The following is a 22,335-nucleotide window of genomic DNA, read 5'->3' on the forward strand; positions in this document are numbered from 1 at the left end:
CTGTATACACGTCAAGTCCTTGTAATGATAAAATTTTTACAAAAATGGCTGGACAATCCCTTGCTATTTCGGAAGAAAAGTATTATATTATAGAAACAGTATGTACATTTTTAAAGGAGGAATACACGATGCAGATTAGTAAAGATATGTTAATTGGCGCTCTGATCCAGATGGATGATTGCATTGCACCGATTTTAATGCGCGCTGGCATGCACTGTCTTGGCTGCCCGGCTTCTCAGGGTGAGTCTTTAGAAGAAGCATGTATGGTTCATGGAATTGACTGTGAAACACTGGTTAATCAGATTAATGAAGTTCTTGCTGATAGATAGAAAAAACTTTACAGGAGCATCGGCCGTTTTTTTGAGACGGCCGGTGCTTTTTATTTTGCAAAAAAGTTATTTACACGTTATAACAAGATGGCGGGACGGGGTGCCTGTTATGATGAGTTTAACGCATTTGTAATTAATTTCTATATATGGTAAAATGATACCATGAAAAAATATACGAAATAGATAAAGATGTTGACAAACATGTTATAACATGTTATTATAACATCACAGACAAGGAGGAGCATATGGAACAATCCATCAGGCTTGATAAGGATTCTAAGGTACCGATTCACCAGCAGTTGTACTCTTATATAAAAGAAAGGATAGCAGAGGGCTTTTATAAAGAGAATGAGATCATTCCGTCAGAGAAAGAAATGCAGGAGATGTTTGAAGTGAGCAGGATTACAGTTCGCAGAGCGATATCAGATCTGGAACATGATGGCTATCTGATTAAGCGGAAAGGGCGTGGAACGATTGTATGCCCGCAGAAAAAGGAACGTGATATGTCTGTATTCAACAGCTTCAGCGGTGATGCTAAGGTCAAGGGGGATAAACCGGGTTCTATTATTCTGCACTGCAAGGAAGTGGAGGCGAGCGTTAAGATTGCAGAGATGCTTCAGGTGGAAACTGGGGAAAAGGTTTACTTCCTAAAGCGGCTCAGGCTGCTCAATGGGCGTATTATTGCTCTGAACGAGACGTATGTCAGCGGCCGTCTGGGATTTGCACTCAGGGGAGAGGACTTTGATTCTACGACGTCGCTGTATGAGTACTTAGAACAGCATGGAATTGTGCTTGGGAGTGCGGATGAGACCGTGGAAGCAAAGATGGCGACTTCTGAGATTCGAAGGGAACTGTTTTTGGAGGAAAGCAAGCCTCTGGTCTACAAGGAACGGGTTACATATGACATGAACGGGAGACCGGTGGAATTTTCGGAGAATTCCTACTTGTCGGATTCTTACAAATACTATATTCATATTACCAATGTAAGAGGGGAGGGAAATACGGGTGAAAAGGTATGATTTCCATTCACATCTGGGGAAGACCAGATCAGGAGACGCAAACAACGCGGATCAGCTGGTAAAGGAGCTGGGTGAGTTTGGAATCACAAAAGTGGGTATCTGTTCTTTATCAGGAAACGGTATGAGGCCGCAGAATGACCTTGTTTATGAAGCCATGTGCCAGTATCCGGGTATTGTTGAAGGTTACGCGGATATTGATCCCAAGGCTCCGGAGGCGTTTTTAGAGATTCACCGGACGCTTGGAGACATGAAGATGAACGGAGTAAAGTTCATGTCATGGAAGCACGGCTACGCAGTGGAGAACTGCCCGAGTCTGGGTCCTGTAATTGATGAGATCGGAAAATATGGAGTTCATATTCAGATTCATGGAGGCGCGAGCCCTTTATGTACACCGTTTGTCTGGATCGAACATGCGAAGCGAAGGCCGGATATGCGGTTTGTATTTACCCATGTCTGCGGCCGGGAGTTTGGATACAGCTGTATCGAGGCAATTCGGGATCTGGATAACTTCTGGGTAGAGACGTCAGCAAATATGGAAATTGACATACTTAGAAAAGCAGTGGAGGTTCTGGGACCGGAACGAATTCTGTTTGGAACCGACTGGCCATATAAACCGACCAATATTGAAATCGAGAAGTTGTATCATTTGGGGCTTAACGAATCGGAGTTGGAGTTGGTATTTTACAGGAACGCCGAGAAGTTATGGAAAAGGAAGGAGCAGCATCATGGTTGTATCACACATGAGAATTGATGACCGGCTGATTCATGGACAGATTGTAACAGCGTGGATATCGGACTCGAAAGCTGGAGAGATCCTTGTGGCCGACGATATGGCGGCGAAGGACCCGACTCAGCAGATGCTTTTGAAGCTGGCAGTTCCTGCGAAAATCAAACTGACAATTGTATCAGTTGAAAAAGCGGCTGAGCTTTTAAAGACAGATCAGTCGGATACAAAAGTACTGCTGATCGTAAGGAATCCGAAAACGGCATTAGATTTATTTGAACGGGGCTTTTATATTGAGAGTGTTAATGTGGGGAATATCAGTAATGCCCGTTCAACGGTGGGGAGAAAACGCCTTTTGCCTTATATTTACGTAGAGCCTGAGGATATTGCAAATTTAACGGCGATTGCAGAAAAAAATATAAGACTTGATGTGAGGGCGGTACCAAATGATAAGTCCATAGACGGACTTGCACTCATTTCCAAATAGGAGAAGGGAGAAACGTATGAGTTTGTTAGTGAAAGCTGTCCTTGTAGCGCTGGTTACATGGCTGACATTTTTTGATAAGTATTGTACACAGTTCTTTACATACAGACCAATTGTAATAGGACCGATTATCGGACTGATCATGGGGGATTTGAAGATGGGTCTGATGGTAGGCTGTACTATTGAGCTGATGTTTTTGGGGCAGGTATTTGTCGGTACGGCGCTTCCGCCGGAGGAGACATTCAGCACGATTATTGCAACCGCATTTGCCTGCATTTCAGGCAGCACCGAGGTCGCACTGGCAACCGCGCTGCCGCTTGCAATTTTAGGGCAGATGGGCATGTACTTCAGAAATATGGTGCTCTGTGTATGGACTCAGCACAGGCTCGAGGCCGCTGTCGAGCGGGGGAGCAGAACAGGGATTACCATGAACTGTCTTATTCTGCCGAATGTATTCAATTTCGTACTGTTCTCTGTACCTGTTTTCCTGGCAATCTATTTAGGCGCAGGACCGGTCCAGGCAATTATCAATGCAATTCCCAAGGTTATTATCGACGGTCTGGCTGTAGGCGGCGGAATGATTGGTGCTGTCGGACTTGCATTGCTGCTGAAGTGTATTAATGTGAAACATATCTGGTACTATTTCCTGATTGGATTTTTCTTCTCCAGCTTTTTGAATATTAATCCGATTGGAATCACACTGATTGCAGTTGTATGTGTGGCTATGGCCTATTATCGCGAAATGGACAGGGAGGTAGCATAATGGCAGGAAATCAGACTGTAAATACCGATTTAACAAAACTTAACAAAAAAGATCTGCTGAAAATGTATATCTATTCCCAGGCATTCGTAAGCGGCTTTAACTACGAAAAGCAGGAGGCGCCGGGCTTTGCGTTTTCCATGATGCCGGTGATTGAGAAGGTATATAAGAATGAAGAAGATAAGAAAGAAGCATACAGGCGTCATACAGAGCTTTTCCTGACAGAGGCAAGACTTTCCCATTTCGTCATCGGTGTAACGGCGGCCATGGAGGAGCGCAACGCGAATGAGCATGATATTGATCCGGTCAGCATCAACGCCATAAAGGCAGCGCTCATGGGCCCACTGGCGGGAATCGGTGACTCCCTTTACCATGGAACACTGCGTCCTATTATTGCAGGCCTGGCAGTATCCATGGTGATTGCCAGCGGATACAGCAGTATGGTGGGACCGCTGCTCTTTGTCCTTGTTATGGCCGGTGTAGGTCAGCTTCTCCGTTACTTTGGCATTTTTAAAGGTTATGAGAAGGGCGTTGAATTTGTCGGTGCCATGCAGAGTTCCGGTCTGATCGACAAGATGACGAGACTGGCAGGAATTGCCGCTTACGCAGTTATCGGTGGTTTTGTGTACAAGTTTGTAACGATTAACGTTCCGTGGACTTACAAAGCCGGAGAGACGGTGGTAAGCCTTCAGTCCACTCTGGATGGGATCGTCCCGGGCATTCTTCCGCTTTTGTATACGCTTCTGATGCTGTGGCTGATGGACAAGAAGAAAATGAATCCGGTAGTTCTGATGCTGGTTACCATGCTGGTAGGTATTGCCGGATATGCGGTTGGAATTTTAGGATAGTTAAGGAGTAAAAGATGATTATTGATTATCATTCCCATATAAAATGGGATCGGGATACAAATCAATATGATACGGCTGCATTGCTTCAGGACATGGAGGAAAATCAGATAGATAAACGTGTGGTATCCGCGCTTGCCGGATTTTCCACGAGAGAGCAGAACAGCGCAGTGGCAGAGCTGGTAAAAGCCAATCCGGATCGGATCATTGGGTCTGCAGTGATTAATCCGAAGGAACGCGGCTGTGTTGAAGAGATGGAACGAATTGCGGCTTCCGGATACTTCAAAACCATCGAGCTGGATTCCATGGAACACTGTTACTATCCGGAGACCATGCCGGTTCTTGACACGATTATCGAAATAGCGGCGGCAAACCACATGCCTGTGAATGTATTCACGGGCTGGGGCTGCCGCACCATGCCGGCGCAATGGGCGTATTATGCCAAACGCCATCCCGATATGACGATGGTTCTTCTTCATATGGGAACCACGGACTTTGGCTATGGCTGCGTGGAACTCGTTCCCCAATATGAGAATCTGATGGTGGAAACCTCCTGTATGTACGAATTTCCTATTTTGAGAAAGGCTTTCAGTCAGATACCGAAGGAACGTTTTCTCTTTGGAAGCCACTATCCGGATAAACTGACGGTATGCTCGGTTCATACCTTTGATTTACTTAAACTTCCTGAAGAACTGAAGGAGTGCATGTTCTGCAAGAACGCAGAGCGTTTGCTTTCATGTTTTTCGAAGGCAGGAGGAGGCACGGCTAAGTAGCTGGCTACAATATAAATAGGGAAGAGGGAGTATCATGAATAAAGAAGAAGTGCGACAACTGTTGAATAACCAGTCGTCCAAGCTGTTTGACGATATCGTAAACAGCCGCGTCCTCGGTGCTAATAATCATATTCGTATGATAGGGGAAATTATGCTTTTGACTGCTGAGGACGAGTCGGAGAATGGAAAAAGCGTTCTCTATAAGGTGAGAGAAATAGCCCGCTTCTTTATGGAAACAAGAGGGCAGCAGAGCCGGGCGATTTATAATGCGATCCGCTATTATATAAAAGGCCTGGATGACCTTGAGAACGCAGGGGAACGGGAGATACGGGAGCGTATTGCAAATCGGATTAACGCTTACGGAGCGGAGGCCGCAAAGGATATGGACACACTGATCTCTTATGGTGTTCATATTGCGGAAAACTTGGATACGATTATGATTTTTGACTATTCCAGTACCGTAGATCGTTTTGTGGCGGAACTGGGAAGAAAACGTACCATCTATATACCGGAGAGCCGGGCGCTTGATGGAGGGAGGCCTTTCGTAAAAACCGCGGTAGAAGCGGGGCACGAGGTTCATTTTATTCCTGATACAACGATGTTTATTGCTTTAAAAAAGTGTCAGGCAGCATTCATGGGGGCGGAAACCGTTTATCCTGATGGTACGGTTTTTAATACAGTAGGGTCGGATATACTGGCCATTCTGTGCCGTCAGATTGGGATACCTCTTTATGTACTGACTCCGATGATTAAGGTGGATACACGGCCTGTCTATGGATATAACAGGTTATCGCCCATGCCGTTTGATTACGGTCCCCGATTGGCAGGAGCGTGGGATATGGAGGCGAAGGAACTGGTGGATTTTAGAGGAATTAAGCTATTGGAAATTGCTCCGGAGTACATCCGGTCATTAATTACCGAGAAGGGGATTATTCCGTCTTCTGCCTTCTTTCATGAGGCGATGGAATATGCGCGTTTTTTAGAGGAGGTGTGAGAACGGTATGATGTGTGGTAAAGAATTTCCAGTGGCACTGGCCATGATACAGCCAGAGCCGTTTCCGGGAAGTTTTCGGCATGATGGAATGCCGTTTGAAGAGATTGTAGCTGTGTCATTAAAAGAAATTGAGATGATTCAGGCCAACGGTTTTGACGGATATATTATTCAGAACCGGAATGATGCGCCTGTCCGGCAGCAGGCACTCCCGGAGACGGTTGCTTATATGACCGCGCTGGCAAAGGAGTGCAGAAGAAAATACCCGGATATGATACAGGGGATTCTGGTCAACTGGGATGGAGTAGCATCGTTGGCAGTGGCAGCTGCGGCAGGCTCAGATTTTATCCGGGTGGAGCACACCTATACGGGGGTGGAAGTCGGGTATGCCGGTATGCTGGAAGCACAGTGCGTGGACATCTGCCAGTTTAAGAAAAGGATCGGGTCCCATATTCCGGTTTATGCGGATGTACAGGAAGTTCACTATGAACAGCTGGCGGGAAAGAGCATTGTTGACAATGCATGGGACACAGTGATGAATGCATTTGCAGACGGGCTCTTTTTGGGGGGACTAAGCTGCGAAGAGAGTATTGAAATTATTAAGAGTGTACGGAAACGTCTGGGCAGCAAAATTCCTATTTTTTTAAGTTCCGGCGCAACCGGGGATAATATCAGCGAGATTCTGCAGTATTACGACGGTGTCAGTGTGGGAACATGGGTGAAAAATGGAAACATGAGAAATCCAATTGACCCGGAGCGGGCCGGACAGTTCATGGAAGGTGTGAAGACAGCTCGGAAACTGCGTGAAAACAGCAGAGATGAGGAGAAGTTATGATAGGAATCATTGTTGCAGGGCACGGAAATTTCGCGTCGGGTATTACCAGCATGCTGGAGCTGGTGGTTGGAAAACCGGAAAATTATGAGTATATTGATTTTCTTCAGGGAGAATCACAGGAAGCTCTGGAGGATGACTACAGGGAAAAGCTGAATAATCTGAAGGACTGTGAAAAAATAGTAATTATGACGGATATTACCGGCGGTTCTCCGTTTAAATCGGCCGTTACTTACGCTGTTTCGGATGACAGGCTGCATGTTATTTCAGGGACGAATGTGCCAATGCTGGTAGAACTGATCTTCCGGCGTATGAATTCTGACGACAGTGAAGATCTTATTCAGTCTTCCATGGAAGCAGGAAAAGAGCAAATCATTCGATTTCATAAGGATATGCTATGAAGCTGATAAAAAGTGGTACAGTTTTGACTGCGGAATCCGAATTTAAGGGAGACATTCTGATTGATGGGGAAACCATAATGGCCGTTGGGAAGAACCTGGATCAATTGGCTGATGATATAATTGATGCATCCGGCAAGTACATTTTCCCGGGAGGCGTGGATGAGCATACTCATTTTGGCTCTTTCGGGGGAAGACTGTTTGAAACAACAGAGGCGGCAGCAGTCGGAGGGACGACAACCATTGTTGACTTTGTTCCTCAGGAGAAAGGTGATTCTCTGGGAACAGCAGTTGAAAAACATGCGGCTAAGGCCTCCGGCATATCCTGCGTGGATTTTGGTTTTCATTCCATGGTGATGGATATGCAGCCGGATACGCCGGATCAGATAAAAGAGCTTCCCAAACATGGCGTATCCTGTGTGAAGATGTTTATGGCATACAAAGGAACTCCCTTCTTCATGGAAGATATTTCAATCCTTAAGGTGATGAATGAGAGCAAACGCCACGGAATTACCATGATGGTTCATGCGGAAAATCCGGATATGATATCATTTTATACGGAGCGATTAAAGGCGGAAGGGCATCTTGCACCGGTCAACCATTCCTATTCCAGACCGCCGGTTACGGAAGAAGATGCGGTTCGTCATGCAATTGCCATGGCGAAAGTGGCGGATGTACCTCTTTTTATTGTTCACGTATCGACGAAAGGGGCTATGGAAGCGGTCAGGGAGGCCTATGCAGGAGGACAGTCTGTGTTTGGGGAAACATGTACCCATTATCTGGTGCTGGATACCTCTTATCTTGCTCTGCCGGATTTTGAAGGCGCAAAATACGTCTGTGCACCGCCCCTTAGAACAAAAGAGCATCAGGAGGCATTGTGGGAAGGAATAGACAGAGGCTGGCTGAATGCAGTCAGCTCGGACCACTGTGCTTTGGCCGGAGGCTTTGAAAAGAAAAAAGAGGGACTGGAGGATTTCACAAAAATACCAAATGGAATCCCTGGCGTTCAAAACCGGATTTCAGTGCTATGGAGTCAGGGAGTGGCCAAAGGGCGTATATCTAAACAGCGGTTTGTGGATCTGATTGCCACCACCCCGGCAAAAAACGCAGGACTTGCGAATAAAGGACAGATTGCTCCCGGATTTGATGCGGATCTCGTGATATATGACCCGGATTATCAAGGAATTATAACGCAGAAGGATAATCTGGAAGGCATTGGCTATGAGACGTTTGAAGGATTTGAAATGACAGGGCGCCCGGAACAGGTTTTTCTAAGGGGGATGCTGGTTGCAGAGAACGGACGCTTTACCGGAAGAAGGGGCTGTGGACATCGGATCTTTGCAAAGCCGTACGCTGCTGCGTATAAGCATTTCAGACCGGCGCTATAAGGCGGGCAGAATTTTGCCCGTCTTTATTCATGCCTTTATGAAAAGATATCCAGCCGCATTGACACAAAAGAAGGAATATGATAGATTAAGCTTTGACAGGAGTGATTACCATGGATCGAATTATCATAGATGAATTAAAGAGGCGAATGAACTCTGTACAAATGGTACCGGTGAGACATTGTACGGAGCTTAAACTGGAAGCATAAATGCTTTTTTTTTCGCCGGAAAACAGGAAGTGCGGCGGCATGCAGAGGTATGCCTGATTTTTCGTACCTGTTTTCCGTAAGAGAAGCAATGATTGCATATCGGGGGCTGTGGACAGTGTTTTGTCCGCAGCCTTTTTGTCTGACTGAAAGCGGGCAGAAGTTTGCTTCCGCTGAAAATGTCGGGAACAGAGGGCTGAAAAATAAATTCAGCCTTCTTTTTTATTTGCTATATAGAAAGGACTATAAATAGAATGAATGAAATAAACTGGAAAAATTCCATTACCCGGTTCTTAACCGCGCAGACGATCTCTCTGTTTGGCTCCTCGCTGGTGCAGTACGCGATTGTCTGGTATATCACACTCACAACCTCCTCCGGAAAGATGCTTACGATTTCCACCCTGTGCGGGTTCCTGCCGCAGATATTGATCTCCCTGTTTGCAGGTGTCTGGATCGACCGGTACGACAGGAAGACGATGATTATGCTTTCCGATTCGGCCATCGCCGTATCGACGCTTTTGCTGGCTATCGCGTTTCTCAGTGGGCATAAGAGCGTCTGGCTTTTATTTGCCGCTCTGGTGGTGCGCTCGGCGGGAACCGGCATCCAGACGCCGGCTGTAAATGCCATGATCCCTCAGATCGTTCCGCAGTCACATTTCATGAAGATAAATGGCATCAACAGCACGCTGTCCTCCATGATGATGTTCTTGTCACCGGCGGCCAGCGGCGCGATTCTGTCCGTGGCGCCTTTAGAGGCCACGCTGTTTATCGACGTGCTGACTGCTGTGATTGGCGTCGGCATTACCGCCACCATCCGCGTCAGATCATATGAAAGACGCATCACTCCCGGTAATACCGGCCTGAAAGAAATAAAAGACGGCTTCCGTTATCTGAAAAAGAACAGATTTATAAAAAGACTGCTTTTGTTCCAGATCACCATACTTTTCCTTGTCAGTCCATCGGCCTTTTTAACGCCTCTTATGGTGAGCAGGACGTTCGGCAGGGAGGTGTGGCGTCTGACTGCCAGCGAGATGACTTACAGCCTCGGAATGGTCCTTGGCGGAATTCTGATCGCCTCCTGGGGCGGATTTAAAAAAAGAATGAATACGACAATGGCCGCGGGAGCCATCTACGGGCTGATCATGATCGGATTGGGAAATGCCGGCGTCTTTCTGCTCTATCTGCTGCTTAACACTGCCATCGGTGTTGCCTCGCCGTGCTACAATGCGCCCATTACCGTGACAATACAGGAAAAAGTATCACCGGGCATGCAGGGGAGAATCTTCAGCTTTATGCAGATCGCAACCTCCTGCGCCCTGCCGTTCGGTATGGTGGTGTTTGGCCCGCTGGCAGATGTGATGCCTGTCCAGCGCCTTTTCAATGCGGCGGGCCTGATGATCTTAATCTTATCCCTGGCAGTTTGGAACATGCATTATTTTTCTGTGGAGATGGCTGAGGAAGCTTAGCTGTTATCAGTGATTGAAAGAAAGCCTGAAGAAACCGCGCTGAAAATAATAGTTGCATACGCAACTATTTTATGTTACCATATACAGCAGCGCTAAAAGCGAAATGACTCCGTCCGGCAGGAAGAGAACCAGGCGGAATATGGGGGTGGGAGACGTGAACAAGCACCGGGAAATCGGGAAGTATATCTCGATTCTCCAGAGGTTAAGCAACATTTATTTTGCAAATGAATTATCCTCTTATCAAATAGGCTGTGGACAACAGTTTTTTTTATTGCAGATTTTTAAAAATCCAGGAATCAGCCTGCAGGAGCTGGCTTCCAACGGAAGCTTTGACAAAGCGACCGCGACCAGGGCGGTGAAGAAGCTGGAGGAAGAAGCGTACGTGCGAACGGAAACCGATGGTGAGGACAAGCGTGTCCGCCACATTTACGCGACAGAAAAGGCGAAAACGGTTGTGGACATAACCAGAAACAGCGTGGATTTTCTGACGGAGGTTATGCTGGAGGGATTTACAGAAGAGGAGCGCGACTCGGCTGAGGCATTTTTAATCCGCATGGCGGATAATTCATACAGGCATATTATCGCGAACAAAGGAAAGGAATGATTTAATTTTATGGAACAGACTAAAGTAGAAAAAAAGGGCAATCCACTGGGATACCGCCCAATTGGAGCGCTTCTTGGGCAGTTTGCGCTGCCCGCCATCATCTCGATGCTGGTAAACTCCATTTATAATATTGTAGACCAGATATTTATCGGACAGGGAATCGGTTATCTCGGCAATGCGGCGACGACCATCGCATTCCCGATCGTGACGATTATTCTGGCCATGTCCACTCTTCTGGGAGCCGGCGGCAGTGCGTATGCGGCTATCAAGCTGGGTGAGAGGAGGGAAGAGGATGCAGAAAAGACTCTGGGAACAGTCTTTATCCTGACCCTGATCTCCAGTGCGGTTATCATGGTGCTGGGATTCCTGTTCATGACACCGATGCTGAAGATCTTCGGCGCCACGGTCAATACAATGGAGTATGCGAGACAGTATACCTCTATCATCCTGATTGGTACTCCGTTTAACATGCTTTCCGTTGTCTTGAGCAACATGTCCAGAACAGATGGCAGCCCGGCGCTCTCCATGTATGCCCTTCTGGTCGGAGCTGTTTTAAATACGATCCTTGATCCGATCTACATCTTCGTTTTCCACTGGGGAGTCAGCGGTGCGGCAGTCGCAACGATCACTTCTCAGATCATTTCCGCAGTCGTTCTGGTCGTTTATTTCCTGAAAAAGGGTAAAAATATGCGCCTTCGCAGGAAGACCTTCCGCCTCGACCGCGAAATCTGCGTCCGGGCGCTTCCGCTGGGAATCTCCAGTGGTATTACTCAGGTGGCATCCACTATTTTACAGGTTGTCATGAACAATTCTCTGGTGTATTATGGAAACCAGACGACAGTCGGCGGTGACGTGGCCTTAAGCGCCATGGGTATCGTCAACAAGATCAGCATGATCCTGATTTCCATCTGTATCGGCATCGGTATCGGCTCCCAGCCGATTCTCGGCTTTAACAAGGGTGCGAACCAGCCGAAGCGTGTGAGAAAAACGTACTTACTGGCAATATCAGCGGCTACCGTGGTCTCCATACTCGGCTGGCTGGCCTGTCAGATATTCCCCGGTCAGATTCTGAGCCTTTTTGGAACACAGGATATAGAATTTACGCAGTTTGCAATTAAGTGTCTGAAGATATACATGCTGGGTATCTTTACGGCTGGATTTCAGGTTGTATCCACCAGCTATTTCCAGTCTACGGGACAGCCGCTCAAGGCCTCGGTTCTGTCCATGCTGCGCCAGCTGCTTCTGCTGATTCCGCTGATCCTGATTCTTCCGCTGACCTTCAGCCTGGACGGAATCCTTTATGCGGGACCAATCGCAGACGTTGCATCGGCGGTGATTGTGAGCCTGTTTGTTGTCTATGAGCTGAGAAAGTTAAACAAGGTGTGCAGCGCGTCGGAAGCGTGACGGACGCGCGTTTACGAAGGAGACGAAGAACATGAGTTTTAAGGCATCGATGGCGGGATTTCTGGCACGGCTTTGTAAGGCGGACAGAAATATGGCGGAAAATCTTCAGAATCCACCCAGAAACACGGGGGCTTTGGACATAGTACGCTTTACGAAGAAGGTGCGGGTGAAAAACTGGGATATCAGGGGATTTAAAGGCGTTACCATCAATGGGAGCTACCCGGGAAGGGGTCATATCCTGATGCTTCCGGGCGGTGCGTATTCCCTGGAACCGGGGAAACACCACCGGAGAATCGCGGAGCGTTTCGCGCTTCTCGATCACATGAAGGTATCGGTTTTCCAGTATCCCCTCTGTCCGGAATATACGGCGGTGGATGTCCGGATCATTCTCATGGAAGCCTATGAGAGGCTGGTGAGTGAATATCCGGACGATCTGTTTTTCCTGTTTGGGGACTCTTCCGGAGGCGGACTGGCCCTGGCATTTTTACAGGAGCTGCGCGATCGGGGCGGCTGCCCCATGCCGTTACGAACAGCGGTGGTGTCTCCCTGGCTGGATATCAGCCTGACGAACCCGAAGATCAAGATCGCCAGAAAGACGGAGCATATACTCCCGGTGGAAGAGCTGATGGAGACCGGAAAACGCTACTGCGGGGGCCTAGATATAGAGGACCCGTTCGTATCCCCGATCTACGGGACCATGGATGGGCTGGGACCGATTCTCATGTTTTCCGGCGAGGAGGAGATACTGACGCCGGACTGCGAACTGCTCACAGAGAAGATGGAGAAGGTAAGCGGTACGGAGTTCGTCTATCGGAAGGCGGCAGGCATGTGCCACGACTGGATTCTGATTCCGTGCAGGGAAACCGATGTGACACTGGATCTTATAGCCGGCTTCTTCCAGGAGGCGTTGGAGGCTGAATAAAAGAAAACCCGGAGACACGATGTGCCTCCGGGTTATTCTTTGTGTGATGAAGTACTATGAATCAAAGGGGACGGGTCAGAGCTTTGCAAGAGACTGAAGGGCGTGGCCTTCAATCAGCACCTCGTAATGTTCCCTGTAGTACGCTTCTGAAGCGTAATCCTGCCGGATCTTGGTGCCGTATTCCGCAAGAATATTACAGACACGGCTGAAGTCGAGTGAGCTCTCCGATGTGTTCTTCACGACGAGGTAATACTGTCTCACTTCCGGTTTCTTATATAATGTATTCTCTCCATCATAGACCTGTCCAACGGCACGGGCTGCCTCCGATATCTGGTCCAGGCTCTGGAAACAGTAAATCCTCATGGTCTTGGCTGCTGCCTCCTCCTTTGGAGCGGGAACTTCTTCCTTATCTTTCTTGTCTGCGCTTAAAAGTCCCAGGAGACCGTCAGCACCTTCTAAGAGCTCACTCGCCAGATCGTTTAACATGGAGTCCTGATCATCGTCGGTCATAGGGGAAAACTTGGCAAAACGAGTATCCAGCTCCTCGGGGTCTTCAATCTTGGTGATGACGAGCATGACGCTTTCGTTGGACAGCGGAATCGCTTCCACCATGAGAGGAATGTCTTCGGCTTCAAATCCCACTTCGTTAGATGCTTTCTGAATCATCTCGCGGAACAGACTGCGGGCCTTTTCACTGCCGTAAGCCAGTTCGCCCAAATTCAAGTTTCGGACACTTAAATCGAAACTGGTCAGTGTACAGCGAATCTGATTTTCATTAATACGTTCTATCTTCATAGGATCACTTCCTGTTCTTTTAAAAATGTTGAATGATTGTTTACATACTTCCTCAACATAACTATACTATATAATATAACCAAAAGGCAATTACTATGTGAAAAAATTTATATAAATTTAAGGGATTTATGAAAAATGGTTGAAAAATTGGGTATGATAGATTAGAATAGGCTCTAAGAGGCGATATTGGACAGGCAAAGAGGAGGTGGGAAAATTAAACACCGTTTTGTTTGGAAAATATCAGCTATGCCGTATCCTTGGGACCGGCCGTCTTGGAACCGTTTTTCTGGCGGTTCATCTTGGACTTTCCGAATACCGCGCAATCAAGCGCGTGCCGAAGAGTTTTCTGGAATATGATCAGTTCAGGCGTGAAGCATTAATTCTGAAGGAGCTGCGCCATCCGGGAATCCCCATTGTATACGATGTAGAAGAAGACGAGAATTACAGTTATTTAATCGAAGAGTATCTGGAAGGAGAATCTCTCTATGACCTGGTAAAGAGCCAGGGTTATCTGCCGCAGAGGCTGGTCATCCATTATGGAATCCAGCTTACTGACATCATGAATTACCTGCATCTCGCAGGAACAACCCCCCCTGTTATATTTGGATTTACAGCCGAGGAATCTATTGGTGTGCCATGGAAGCGTGAAGCTGATTGACTTTGACCATGCCGCCTTTACGGATGAGGCGAATGCGGCCGCGGACCGGTACGGAACCGTCGGATGCGCCGCGCCGGAGCAGTACGAAAAAAACGGAAAGCTGGATGAACGGACAGACTTATATGCCATTGGTGTGATCCTCCATTATCTTTATACCGGTGCGTTTCCGGCGGTACCCTATGAACCGGTGCCCGCGATGAAGCCGGAGCTTGCCGCCATCATCCGGACCTGCCTGGAAGAAAAGCGGGAACGGCGTTTTTCCTCGGCATCAGAACTGAACAAACGGTTAAAGCAGCTGGAGCAAAGGGGAGCCGCTGCAAACGCCTGTCTACAACCATCACCTCTTATGATCGCGCTTGCGGGAAGCAAAGCGGGGGCCGGAACGACTCATATAGCCGTCGGCCTGTCAGTCTGTCTTAGAAATCTTGGTTATCCCAATTTGTATGAAGAAAGAAACGGATCCGGCATGGGAGCGGAGCTCGGTACCTTTACGGGTGCTTTGAGGGACCGCTGCGGCCTGATGCAGCACCATGGCTTTGTGTGGAAGCCGGCCTACGGACCGGGTGTTAAGCTTCCCGTGCCCTCCTGCGGCCTTATGATTGCCGACTATGGGCATGAGGTGGAGGCGGCTCTGGCTGCGGAACCGGACGCGCTGATCCTGGTCTGCGACGGCCGGGAGTGGAGCCGGGAAGCGGCATCGTCTGCTCTGAAGCGCGTGTCGGAATGCCGGATACCTTATGCGGCGGTCTATAATCACCTGGCAGAATCTGCGAGGGTAAAGCCGCCGGAGGGGATCGAACGGAGCCGCTGCTTCCGGGCACCGTATTTTGCAGACCCGTTTAGAGCGTATGAAGGCACGAGTGAATTTTACTGCCAGGTGCTGGAATCGCTGAAACTCGCGCTGGACGTAGGAGAGTACGCGGCGGGGAGACGGAGAAGTCTGCTGGTTTCTTCATGGAACCATGTATGTGGGGAACTGCGGAAAACAGTCGATTTTCTGCGGACTGCAGCCGGAAAAGCCAGGGGGAAAGCACATGAGAACGAGTCATAAAAAACATTTCATTCGTACAAAGGCGTCCCGAAAAGGCGCGGCATTCGCAGAACAGCGTCTGATTGGGCTGATCGGGGCAGGACCGGCTGTGGGGGTGACCCACACTGCGGTCACGATGGCCGGGTACTTGACCGGTATCTGCCGCAGGCGCTGTGCGGTGCTCGAGTGGAATGACCACGGGGCGTTTGAACGGCTGGAGGAGAGCTGTCTTGGAAAAAAGAACAGCGGCTGCCGCGGAAGCTTCCGCATTCTGGACGTGGATTACTACCGGAATGCGGGGACAGAGACCCTGGTATTGTGCAAAAAACTCCGTTATCAGGAGGTAATTGTGGATTACGGGGCCGCTGCCGGAGGAAATCAGGAGGAATTTTTCAGATGTGACAGGCAATTTCTTCTCGCAGGCTTAAGTGAGTGGCAGACAGGGGCATTTCTGGAAACCGCCGGAGCATGGAAGAGGGCCGGTACGGGCTGGGAGACTCTCGCAGTGTTCGGAAGCGAGGAGACCAGAAAGAATATGGAAAAGGAGCTCGGACTTTCAATCCGGCGGGTTCCGGTTTCAGTAGATGCCTTTACTGTCACAGAAACTGTCATGGATTTTTATCAGCAGATTTTATAGCGGCAGGAGGAGGATGTGTCACGAACAGAAGCCTTGTGGAAGCTTAACCTGCCGCTTCTGCACATGGAGGGCGGTATGAATGAAAATGGAAAAGACAGTTACATAGCAGGCCTGAAACGTTACCGTGAACGGGGAATTCCCATCGTAATAGACGGCGAGGTATGCACCGAGCCGGACTGGAACCGTATTTTTGAGGCGAGGGAGGACAATTCCTTTTATATGGCCGATTTTGTCTTAGATGACAAGACGGGAAGACTGACCGAGATCCGGTTTGACAGGGTCTACCACAAATGAATCAAATATGGGGCGCGCGGATACCATCTTCAGCCATCAGCCAGGGAAACGACGCGCCAGGGCGGGACAGGGGAATTTTTGCAATGTAATGAAAATGTAAGCAATTTCCCGGTGAAGTGTGGTATAGTATAATCCAAAGGGGCTTTTATGACTTACATCCATTACAGGAGGAATGCAAATGAAAAGGAGAGTGGTGCCATTTCTAGTGGCACTGGGACTGATTGTTCTGGTAATTGCCGGGTTTTTTGGCATCCGGCTGGTTGAACGATATACACCATCAAAGGAACAGGCCGACATCGGCAAGCTGCTGGGTGTAAGCGGTGACAATGTGGCGGTGTTTCTGAATAATGAGCTTCAGGAAGCAAAGGGAATCTATATAGAAGAACAGACCTATCTTCCGATCGAATGGGTAAATGACAAACTCAACGAAAGATTTTACTGGGATAATCATGAAAAGCTGTTGGTTTACGCGCTTCCGGAGTCCATTGTCTATGCGGATCATTCGACAAAGGGAAGCACGGGTAAGCCTTTGATCTGGGTGAATGACGAGGGCGTCTATCTGTCGCTGGGACTCATTGCCAATTATACGGATATCCGGCTTGACGTCTTTGATCTGGCCGATCACAAGCGCATTTTCGTAAATAACGACTGGTCGGAGGAGACGAAGGCCGTGGCGGACGGCAAGGGGAATGTCCGGGAAAAGGGCGGAATCAAGAGCCCGATCGTTACCAGGGTTGAGAAAGGGTCTGAGGTGACTGTGCTGGAGACCATGGAGAAGTGGGATAAGGTGCGGACCCCGGACGGCTATATCGGGTACGTGGAGCATAAGCGTCTGGGTGAGAGCCGGAGCGAGGCGCCGGTGAGCACATTTGTGGCTCCGGTCTATAAGAATATTTCTCTCGATGAGCCGGTATGCATGGCATGGCACCAGGTTACGAAACCGGAGGGGAACGCCTCCTTTGATAATCTGATCGCCAATACAAAGGGACTGAATGTTATTTCTCCGACCTGGTATGAGCTGACCGACAACGAAGGCGGATTCAATTCCTATGCGGATGCTGCGTATGTACAGAAAGCCCATGACATGGGGCTCCAGGTGTGGGCCCTGATCAATAATTTCAGCGGCAACGTGCAGACGGAGGTTCTGCTTTCGAAGACCTCCACGCGGCAGAAGCTGATTGAGAAGCTGATGGCCGAGGTGGAGCAGTATGGTTTGGACGGACTGAATCTGGATTTCGAGGGAATTAAGAAGGAAGCCGGAGTTCACTATATCCAGTTTATCAGAGAACTCTCTGTATCCTGCAGGAAAGAGGGGATCGTGCTGTCCGTGGATAATTACGTTCCCTATGCCGGCAATGAGTTCTATAACCGGAAGGAACAGGGAATTGTGGCCGATTACGTCATCGTTATGGGGTACGACGAGCATTACGCCGGCGGCGAGCCGGGATCGGTAGCTTCGGTCGGCTATGTGAATGATGGAATTTCCAACACGTTAAAACAGGTTCCGAAGGAAAAACTGATCAATGCCATTCCGCTGTATACGAGAGTCTGGACTGAGGCTGCGGATGGAAAGACGTCATCAGTGGCTCTTGGCATCGCCAAAGCCAAAGAATGGGCCGTGGAGAACAACGTGGAACTGTACTGGCAGGAGGAGCTGGGACAGTATTATGGGGAACTGAAAACTGAGGAGGGGACGAAAAAAGTCTGGATGGAGGAAGAACGTTCCATAGGGCTTAAGATGGATCTGATCAGGAAGTATGATCTGGCTGGAGTTGCCTGCTGGAAGCTTGGCTTCGAGCCCGCCGAACTGTGGGATGAGATACGGATGGATCAGGAGTAGAACATCGCAAAGAGACAGGAAGGTTCAGAGCTATGAAAAAGAGAACAGCATTGTATGCGGCGCTGATCTGTACGATTATGACCGGGTGTTCCTTAAAAAGCCCGGTGTCGGAGACGGTGACGGAACCGGAGAGTACGGCAGAGACGGAAAGCGCGGAGATTCCTCAGACACCGGCAGAGACGACGGCGCCTCCTACCATTGAGGAATTTCCCCACGAAGCGGATGACCCCACTGCAAAACCGCCGGAGCAGAAATTTGAGGAAGGCTGCCGGATTCTTCTGGCCTCGGATATCCATTATCTCTCCCGTGGACTGACGGATTTTGGAGACGGATTCAAGTATAAGGTGGAACACGGGGACGGAAAAGTCGTAAACTACATATGGGAGATCACAGATGCGTTCATTGAAGCGGTGAAGAAAGAGGATCCGGATCTCGTGATCCTGTCAGGGGACTTAACCCTGAACGGTGAGAGGGACAGCCATCTTGATTTCGCCAGGAAGCTGAAGGAGATCGAGGACGCGGGGATCCCCGTCATTGTGATCCCGGGGAATCACGATATCAACAACACTGCGGCGGCGCAGTTTACAGGAGCGCAGGCTCTGGGAACGGCTCACATCGGCCCGGAGGACTTCGCGGAGATTTACCAGGATTTCGGATATGATGAAGCGGTGAGCCGCGATTCTGCGTCGCTCAGCTACGTATATCAGATTGATGACTATAACCGGGCGCTGATGCTGGATACGTGCCAGTATGCGCCATATAATCAGGTCGGCGGCATGATTCAGGAGGAGACGTACGACTGGATTGAAGATCAGATGGAGGATGCCTGGGACCTGGGCATGAATGTGATACCTGTGGGGCACCATAATCTGCTGGATGAGAGCGAGGTCTATGTGGAGGACTGTACCATCGAGCACAGCGAGCAGCTGATCGACCAGCTGGACAGCTGGGATGTGCCTTTATTTTTAAGCGGCCATCTCCATGTGCAGCATTTTATGCGTGAAGATGAGGACTACGGGATCTATGAGATCGTCACCAGCTCGCTGGCGACACCGCCATGCCAGTATGGAATGCTGGATTACGGCGATGACGGAAGCTTTAAGTATCACACGGTGCCCCTCGATATGGAAGCCTGGGCGAAGGAACAGGGGAGTACGGATAAGAACCTGCTGAATTTTAATGCGTACTCGGAAGAATTCCTGAACCGGGTATTCTACAATCAGGCTCAGGATGAATTTGAACGCATGAATAATTTTGACAGCCTCACGAAGCGCCAGAAGGATCAGATGGCAAAGGTATACGCGGAGATCAACTCTGCCTGCTATGCGGGAAAGGCCGTGGAGATAAAGGATAAGGCTACGGAAAAGGCCGGATACAAGCTGTGGGGGGAGAATGGATATCCCAGTATCTTAAGCCAGTACTTAGAATCGATCGTCAGGGATGCCACGAAAGACTATAATTCGCTGGAAGTGGAATAAAGTTGGTTCTTTTTTATTTTGCCGGGAGATATAATTCAATAAGAATACGAATCAGGCAGGCAAAGTGAAACTATCAAAATTGGAACCGTATCTGGCGGTACTGCTGCTGGTTATGGTCTATGTCGTATCCCGCCAGGCAGGCCGGATGGCGGCGGGAGTCAACGTAATCTCCGGGAAAGAGCGGCCGGTCGTGGTGATCGATGCGGGCCATGGAGGCAATGACCCCGGGAAGATCGGAGTGGATGGCAGCCTCGAGAAGGACATTAATCTAAAGATTGCCAGGAAGGTGAAGGCCTATCTGGAAGCCTCCGATGTCCAGGTGGTCCTGACACGTGAAGACGACCAGGGGCTCTATACGGAAAAGGACAGCAAGAAAAAGATGGCGGACATGAACCGGCGCTGTCAGATTATCAATGAGACGAGTCCGGCGCTGACGGTGAGCATCCATCAGAACAGCTATCATCAGGAAGGAATCTCAGGCGGCCAGGTGTTCTACTACAAGGGATCAGAGAAAGGAAAGAAGCTGGCGGAGACGCTGCAGAAGCGGTTTGACTTCGTCCTGGGCGACAAGAATACGAGAGTAGCCAAGGCCAACGACAACTATTTCCTCCTGCTCCATGTGAAGACACCGATTGTCATTGTGGAGTGCGGTTTCCTGTCGAACTGGAATGAGTCGGCCATGCTGAATTCCGAGGAGTATCAGGACCGGCTGGCCTGGACGATACATATGGGGATTATGGAGTATTTGAACGGAAGATAATGATAATTGAAAATTGGTCATGGAGAAGAGCGGGTTCAGATAGTTTGAACCCGCTTTAAAAGTTTGTCCAATGACGGCAAATGGATCAGTCTCTAAATGCAATCGTATAATACAAGATGGTCTGTTTATTTCCACATGGGCAGATACAGCCCAAGTATACGGTACTCTCATGGTTGAAGCAAAAACCGAAGATACGGCCGAAAAGGTTGATCAGGAATAAGAAAAAATTCAGTTCTTCCTCTAATTCGCTTGTGCTGCAATACGTGAAAACCTGAGCATACCACGTTTTGCACGATCTGCGCTCTCCACATCTGGGCATGTCCCAATCGATATTAAAATTTTTTCTTAATAGCTCGAGTTTCTCATAGTCTGATTTTCCTTCAAGAGATCTTAATACCTCTTCTTTTAATAAATCTAAATCTTTTCCCTGTAGATTCATGATAAAATTACGCCCCTAAAATATTTACTTACAATATCATAATATTCAGCGGAGCGGTTTTTTGACACAAGCCCTGTTTTAGGGCCTGGAAAAATGGCTTCAAAAAAGGAAGAACTGGCAGCTGGAAGGAGACTCCATTATATCCGTGAGCCAGTTTCCTTCCTTGTTGCCCGCTCTTCCTGTTTGGCAGGGAGTGGAAGCGTATGTATCCGACTACAGCAGGAATATCTTATGCTGCCGGCACTCCTCGATCATGTCGTTTGGCCAGATGCTTGCCTGTACCTCGCCTACATGGGCGCGGTTTAGGAGAAGCATGCACAGACGGGACTGACCGATACCGCCGCCGATGGTGTAAGGCAGCTGTCCCTCTAAGAGCATGCGGTGGTAGGGCAGAGAACGGCGGTCCTCGCAGCCCGCCTTCCGGAGCTGATCTTCCAGGGATTTCTCATCTACACGGATGCCCATGCTGGAGATCTCCAGGGCGCAGTTTAAGTTCTCGAACCAGAAGAGAATATCTCCGTTTAACTGCCAGTCATCGTAGTCAGGGGCTCTGCCGTCGTGGGGCTCGCCGCTGGCCAGCTTATCGCCGATCTGCATTAAAAAGACGCAGCCGTACTCTTTGGTGATTAAATTCTCCCGCTCCTTCGGAGTCTTGTCGGGATAACGGTCCTCCAGCTCCTGGGACGTGATGAAGGTGATCTCCTTTGGAAGATGGTTGACAGCGTTCGGGTACTTATACCAGACCTCATGCTGCATGTGCTTGATGATCTTGAATATAGTGCGGACCGTCTCTTTTAAGGTTTCGATGGTGCGGTCCTCTTTCGTGATGACCTTTTCCCAGTCCCACTGGTCTACATAGCAGGAATGAAGATTATCCAGGTCCTCGTCGCGCCGGATCGCGTTCATGTTTGTATAGAGGCCTTCGCCCGGCAGAAAGCCGTATTCGTGAAGAGCCATTCGTTTCCATTTGGCAAGAGAGTGTACGACTTCGACGGTTTCACCCGGAATTCCCGCTATGTCAAACTGGACGGGGCGCTCTACGCCGTTTAGGTTGTCGTTCAAACCGCTGCTCTTCTCCACGAAGAGGGGGGCGGAGATTCTCTCCAGGTTCATTTCCCTTCCAAATTCCTTCTGAAAGGTGTCACGTATGTATTTGATGGCCTCCTGCGTCTCACGTACGGTGAGATGGGGGTCATAGTTTTCTGGTATGATGAGTGCCATTTCATTGTCCTCCCGGTATAATATCCCTTTTATGGTATCAT

The 22,335-nt window shown here is 49.0% G+C and carries 24 protein-coding genes; 22 read left to right on the plus strand and 2 right to left on the minus strand.

Translation table 11 applies throughout. The features are described from left to right. The first annotated feature begins 128 nt into the window (after positions 1-128). The 15 genes from H8S80_RS12300 to H8S80_RS12370 all read left to right on the plus strand — a co-directional run bounded on the left by H8S80_RS12300 (position 129) and on the right by H8S80_RS12370 (position 13,142). Positions 129-329: a DUF1858 domain-containing protein gene (locus tag H8S80_RS12300; protein WP_002601983.1), complete on the plus strand. Its 201-nt coding sequence runs from the start codon at positions 129-131 to the stop codon at positions 327-329. Positions 330-574: 245 nt separating this feature from the next. Then, positions 575-1,348: a GntR family transcriptional regulator gene (locus tag H8S80_RS12305; RefSeq protein ID WP_117622603.1), complete on the plus strand. Its 774-nt coding sequence runs from the start codon at positions 575-577 to the stop codon at positions 1,346-1,348. Continuing rightward, positions 1,335-2,099: an amidohydrolase family protein gene (locus tag H8S80_RS12310; RefSeq protein WP_055657862.1), complete on the plus strand. Its 765-nt coding sequence runs from the start codon at positions 1,335-1,337 to the stop codon at positions 2,097-2,099. The genes H8S80_RS12305 and H8S80_RS12310 overlap by 14 nt, the downstream gene beginning before the upstream one ends. Beyond that, positions 2,074-2,559: a PTS sugar transporter subunit IIB gene (locus H8S80_RS12315; RefSeq protein WP_002601980.1), complete on the plus strand. Its 486-nt coding sequence runs from the start codon at positions 2,074-2,076 to the stop codon at positions 2,557-2,559. The genes H8S80_RS12310 and H8S80_RS12315 overlap by 26 nt, the downstream gene beginning before the upstream one ends. Positions 2,560-2,575: 16 nt before the next feature. Further along, a complete protein-coding gene (locus H8S80_RS12320; protein WP_002601979.1) occupies positions 2,576-3,319 on the plus strand; it encodes a PTS mannose/fructose/sorbose/N-acetylgalactosamine transporter subunit IIC in 744 nt (247 codons plus the stop codon). Continuing rightward, a complete protein-coding gene (locus H8S80_RS12325) occupies positions 3,319-4,164 on the plus strand; it encodes a PTS system mannose/fructose/sorbose family transporter subunit IID (protein ID WP_055657860.1) in 846 nt (281 codons plus the stop codon). The genes H8S80_RS12320 and H8S80_RS12325 overlap by 1 nt, the downstream gene beginning before the upstream one ends. A 14-nt stretch (positions 4,165-4,178) precedes the next feature. After that, positions 4,179-4,934, plus strand: coding sequence for an amidohydrolase family protein (locus tag H8S80_RS12330; RefSeq protein WP_055657858.1), 756 nt, complete (start codon positions 4,179-4,181; stop codon positions 4,932-4,934). A gap of 34 nt (positions 4,935-4,968) precedes the next feature. Continuing rightward, complete coding sequence (locus H8S80_RS12335) at positions 4,969-5,928, plus strand: IF-2B domain-containing protein (protein WP_117633269.1); 960 nt, start codon at positions 4,969-4,971, stop codon at positions 5,926-5,928. A 7-nt stretch (positions 5,929-5,935) separates the two neighbouring features. Beyond that, a complete protein-coding gene (locus tag H8S80_RS12340) occupies positions 5,936-6,760 on the plus strand; it encodes a BtpA/SgcQ family protein (protein WP_081034317.1) in 825 nt (274 codons plus the stop codon). Then, entirely contained in the window at positions 6,757-7,158 is a 402-nt protein-coding gene (gene agaF / locus H8S80_RS12345; protein ID WP_117633268.1) for a PTS galactosamine/N-acetylgalactosamine transporter subunit IIA, read from the plus strand. Before H8S80_RS12340 ends, agaF begins: the two co-directional genes overlap by 4 nt. After that, positions 7,155-8,543, plus strand: coding sequence for a dihydropyrimidinase (gene hydA / locus H8S80_RS12350; protein ID WP_117633267.1), 1,389 nt, complete (start codon positions 7,155-7,157; stop codon positions 8,541-8,543). The genes agaF and hydA overlap by 4 nt, the downstream gene beginning before the upstream one ends. A 457-nt stretch (positions 8,544-9,000) precedes the next feature. Then, positions 9,001-10,212 carry an MFS transporter gene (locus tag H8S80_RS12355; protein ID WP_117633266.1) on the plus strand — a complete coding sequence of 404 codons (1,212 nt, stop codon included), beginning with the start codon at positions 9,001-9,003 and terminating at the stop codon, positions 10,210-10,212. 139 nt (positions 10,213-10,351) lie between these two features. Then, positions 10,352-10,816, plus strand: a complete 465-nt coding sequence (locus tag H8S80_RS12360; protein ID WP_002601971.1) for a MarR family winged helix-turn-helix transcriptional regulator — start codon at positions 10,352-10,354, stop codon at positions 10,814-10,816. 9 nt (positions 10,817-10,825) lie between these two features. Next, positions 10,826-12,220 (plus strand): MATE family efflux transporter, encoded by a 1,395-nt coding sequence (locus tag H8S80_RS12365; RefSeq protein ID WP_002601970.1) that lies wholly within the window; start codon positions 10,826-10,828, stop codon positions 12,218-12,220. 31 nt (positions 12,221-12,251) lie between these two features. Next, positions 12,252-13,142 carry an alpha/beta hydrolase fold domain-containing protein gene (locus H8S80_RS12370; protein ID WP_025529056.1) on the plus strand — a complete coding sequence of 297 codons (891 nt, stop codon included), beginning with the start codon at positions 12,252-12,254 and terminating at the stop codon, positions 13,140-13,142. A gap of 75 nt (positions 13,143-13,217) precedes the next feature. Here the strand turns inward: H8S80_RS12370 and H8S80_RS12375 are convergent, their stop codons facing one another. Beyond that, positions 13,218-13,937 (minus strand): adaptor protein MecA, encoded by a 720-nt coding sequence (locus H8S80_RS12375; protein WP_117633264.1) that lies wholly within the window; start codon positions 13,935-13,937, stop codon positions 13,218-13,220. Positions 13,938-14,142: 205 nt separating this feature from the next. Here H8S80_RS12375 and H8S80_RS34610 point away from each other — a divergent pair, with 205 nt between their 5' ends. From H8S80_RS34610 to H8S80_RS12405, 7 genes are all read left to right on the plus strand, one after another. Beyond that, positions 14,143-14,595 (plus strand): serine/threonine protein kinase, encoded by a 453-nt coding sequence (locus tag H8S80_RS34610; protein ID WP_278321561.1) that lies wholly within the window; start codon positions 14,143-14,145, stop codon positions 14,593-14,595. Continuing rightward, positions 14,567-15,646 (plus strand): protein kinase domain-containing protein, encoded by a 1,080-nt coding sequence (locus H8S80_RS12380; RefSeq protein ID WP_278321714.1) that lies wholly within the window; start codon positions 14,567-14,569, stop codon positions 15,644-15,646. Before H8S80_RS34610 ends, H8S80_RS12380 begins: the two co-directional genes overlap by 29 nt. Beyond that, entirely contained in the window at positions 15,630-16,262 is a 633-nt protein-coding gene (locus H8S80_RS12385) for a hypothetical protein (RefSeq protein WP_117633263.1), read from the plus strand. Before H8S80_RS12380 ends, H8S80_RS12385 begins: the two co-directional genes overlap by 17 nt. Before the next feature lie 15 nt (positions 16,263-16,277). After that, positions 16,278-16,556, plus strand: a complete 279-nt coding sequence (locus H8S80_RS12390) for a hypothetical protein (RefSeq protein WP_243008008.1) — start codon at positions 16,278-16,280, stop codon at positions 16,554-16,556. A 178-nt stretch (positions 16,557-16,734) separates the two neighbouring features. Then, positions 16,735-18,396, plus strand: coding sequence for a glycosyl hydrolase family 18 protein (locus H8S80_RS12395; protein WP_117633262.1), 1,662 nt, complete (start codon positions 16,735-16,737; stop codon positions 18,394-18,396). Positions 18,397-18,428: 32 nt separating this feature from the next. Continuing rightward, entirely contained in the window at positions 18,429-19,874 is a 1,446-nt protein-coding gene (locus H8S80_RS12400) for a metallophosphoesterase (RefSeq protein ID WP_117633261.1), read from the plus strand. A gap of 64 nt (positions 19,875-19,938) precedes the next feature. After that, complete coding sequence (locus H8S80_RS12405) at positions 19,939-20,634, plus strand: N-acetylmuramoyl-L-alanine amidase (protein WP_002601962.1); 696 nt, start codon at positions 19,939-19,941, stop codon at positions 20,632-20,634. Between the two features lie 652 nt (positions 20,635-21,286). Here the strand turns inward: H8S80_RS12405 and asnA are convergent. Then, positions 21,287-22,294, minus strand: a complete 1,008-nt coding sequence (gene asnA / locus H8S80_RS12410) for an aspartate--ammonia ligase (protein WP_002601960.1) — start codon at positions 22,292-22,294, stop codon at positions 21,287-21,289. Positions 22,295-22,335 lie beyond the last annotated feature (41 nt).

It is taken from the genome of Hungatella sp. L36, from assembly GCF_014288035.1.

Coding starts and splice junctions, on each gene's coding strand:
- H8S80_RS12300 (WP_002601983.1), top strand. CDS start 129: ATGCAGATTAGTAAAGATATGTTAATTGGCGCTCTGATCCAGATGGAT.
- H8S80_RS12305 (WP_117622603.1), top strand. CDS start 575: ATGGAACAATCCATCAGGCTTGATAAGGATTCTAAGGTACCGATTCAC.
- H8S80_RS12315 (WP_002601980.1), top strand. CDS start 2,074: ATGGTTGTATCACACATGAGAATTGATGACCGGCTGATTCATGGACAG.
- H8S80_RS12320 (WP_002601979.1), top strand. CDS start 2,576: ATGAGTTTGTTAGTGAAAGCTGTCCTTGTAGCGCTGGTTACATGGCTG.
- H8S80_RS12325 (WP_055657860.1), top strand. CDS start 3,319: ATGGCAGGAAATCAGACTGTAAATACCGATTTAACAAAACTTAACAAA.
- H8S80_RS12330 (WP_055657858.1), top strand. CDS start 4,179: ATGATTATTGATTATCATTCCCATATAAAATGGGATCGGGATACAAAT.
- H8S80_RS12335 (WP_117633269.1), top strand. CDS start 4,969: ATGAATAAAGAAGAAGTGCGACAACTGTTGAATAACCAGTCGTCCAAG.
- H8S80_RS12340 (WP_081034317.1), top strand. CDS start 5,936: ATGATGTGTGGTAAAGAATTTCCAGTGGCACTGGCCATGATACAGCCA.
- agaF (WP_117633268.1), top strand. CDS start 6,757: ATGATAGGAATCATTGTTGCAGGGCACGGAAATTTCGCGTCGGGTATT.
- hydA (WP_117633267.1), top strand. CDS start 7,155: ATGAAGCTGATAAAAAGTGGTACAGTTTTGACTGCGGAATCCGAATTT.
- H8S80_RS12355 (WP_117633266.1), top strand. CDS start 9,001: ATGAATGAAATAAACTGGAAAAATTCCATTACCCGGTTCTTAACCGCG.
- H8S80_RS12360 (WP_002601971.1), top strand. CDS start 10,352: ATGGGGGTGGGAGACGTGAACAAGCACCGGGAAATCGGGAAGTATATC.
- H8S80_RS12365 (WP_002601970.1), top strand. CDS start 10,826: ATGGAACAGACTAAAGTAGAAAAAAAGGGCAATCCACTGGGATACCGC.
- H8S80_RS12370 (WP_025529056.1), top strand. CDS start 12,252: ATGAGTTTTAAGGCATCGATGGCGGGATTTCTGGCACGGCTTTGTAAG.
- H8S80_RS12375 (WP_117633264.1), bottom strand. CDS start 13,937: ATGAAGATAGAACGTATTAATGAAAATCAGATTCGCTGTACACTGACC.
- H8S80_RS12385 (WP_117633263.1), top strand. CDS start 15,630: ATGAGAACGAGTCATAAAAAACATTTCATTCGTACAAAGGCGTCCCGA.
- H8S80_RS12395 (WP_117633262.1), top strand. CDS start 16,735: ATGAAAAGGAGAGTGGTGCCATTTCTAGTGGCACTGGGACTGATTGTT.
- H8S80_RS12400 (WP_117633261.1), top strand. CDS start 18,429: ATGAAAAAGAGAACAGCATTGTATGCGGCGCTGATCTGTACGATTATG.
- asnA (WP_002601960.1), bottom strand. CDS start 22,294: ATGGCACTCATCATACCAGAAAACTATGACCCCCATCTCACCGTACGT.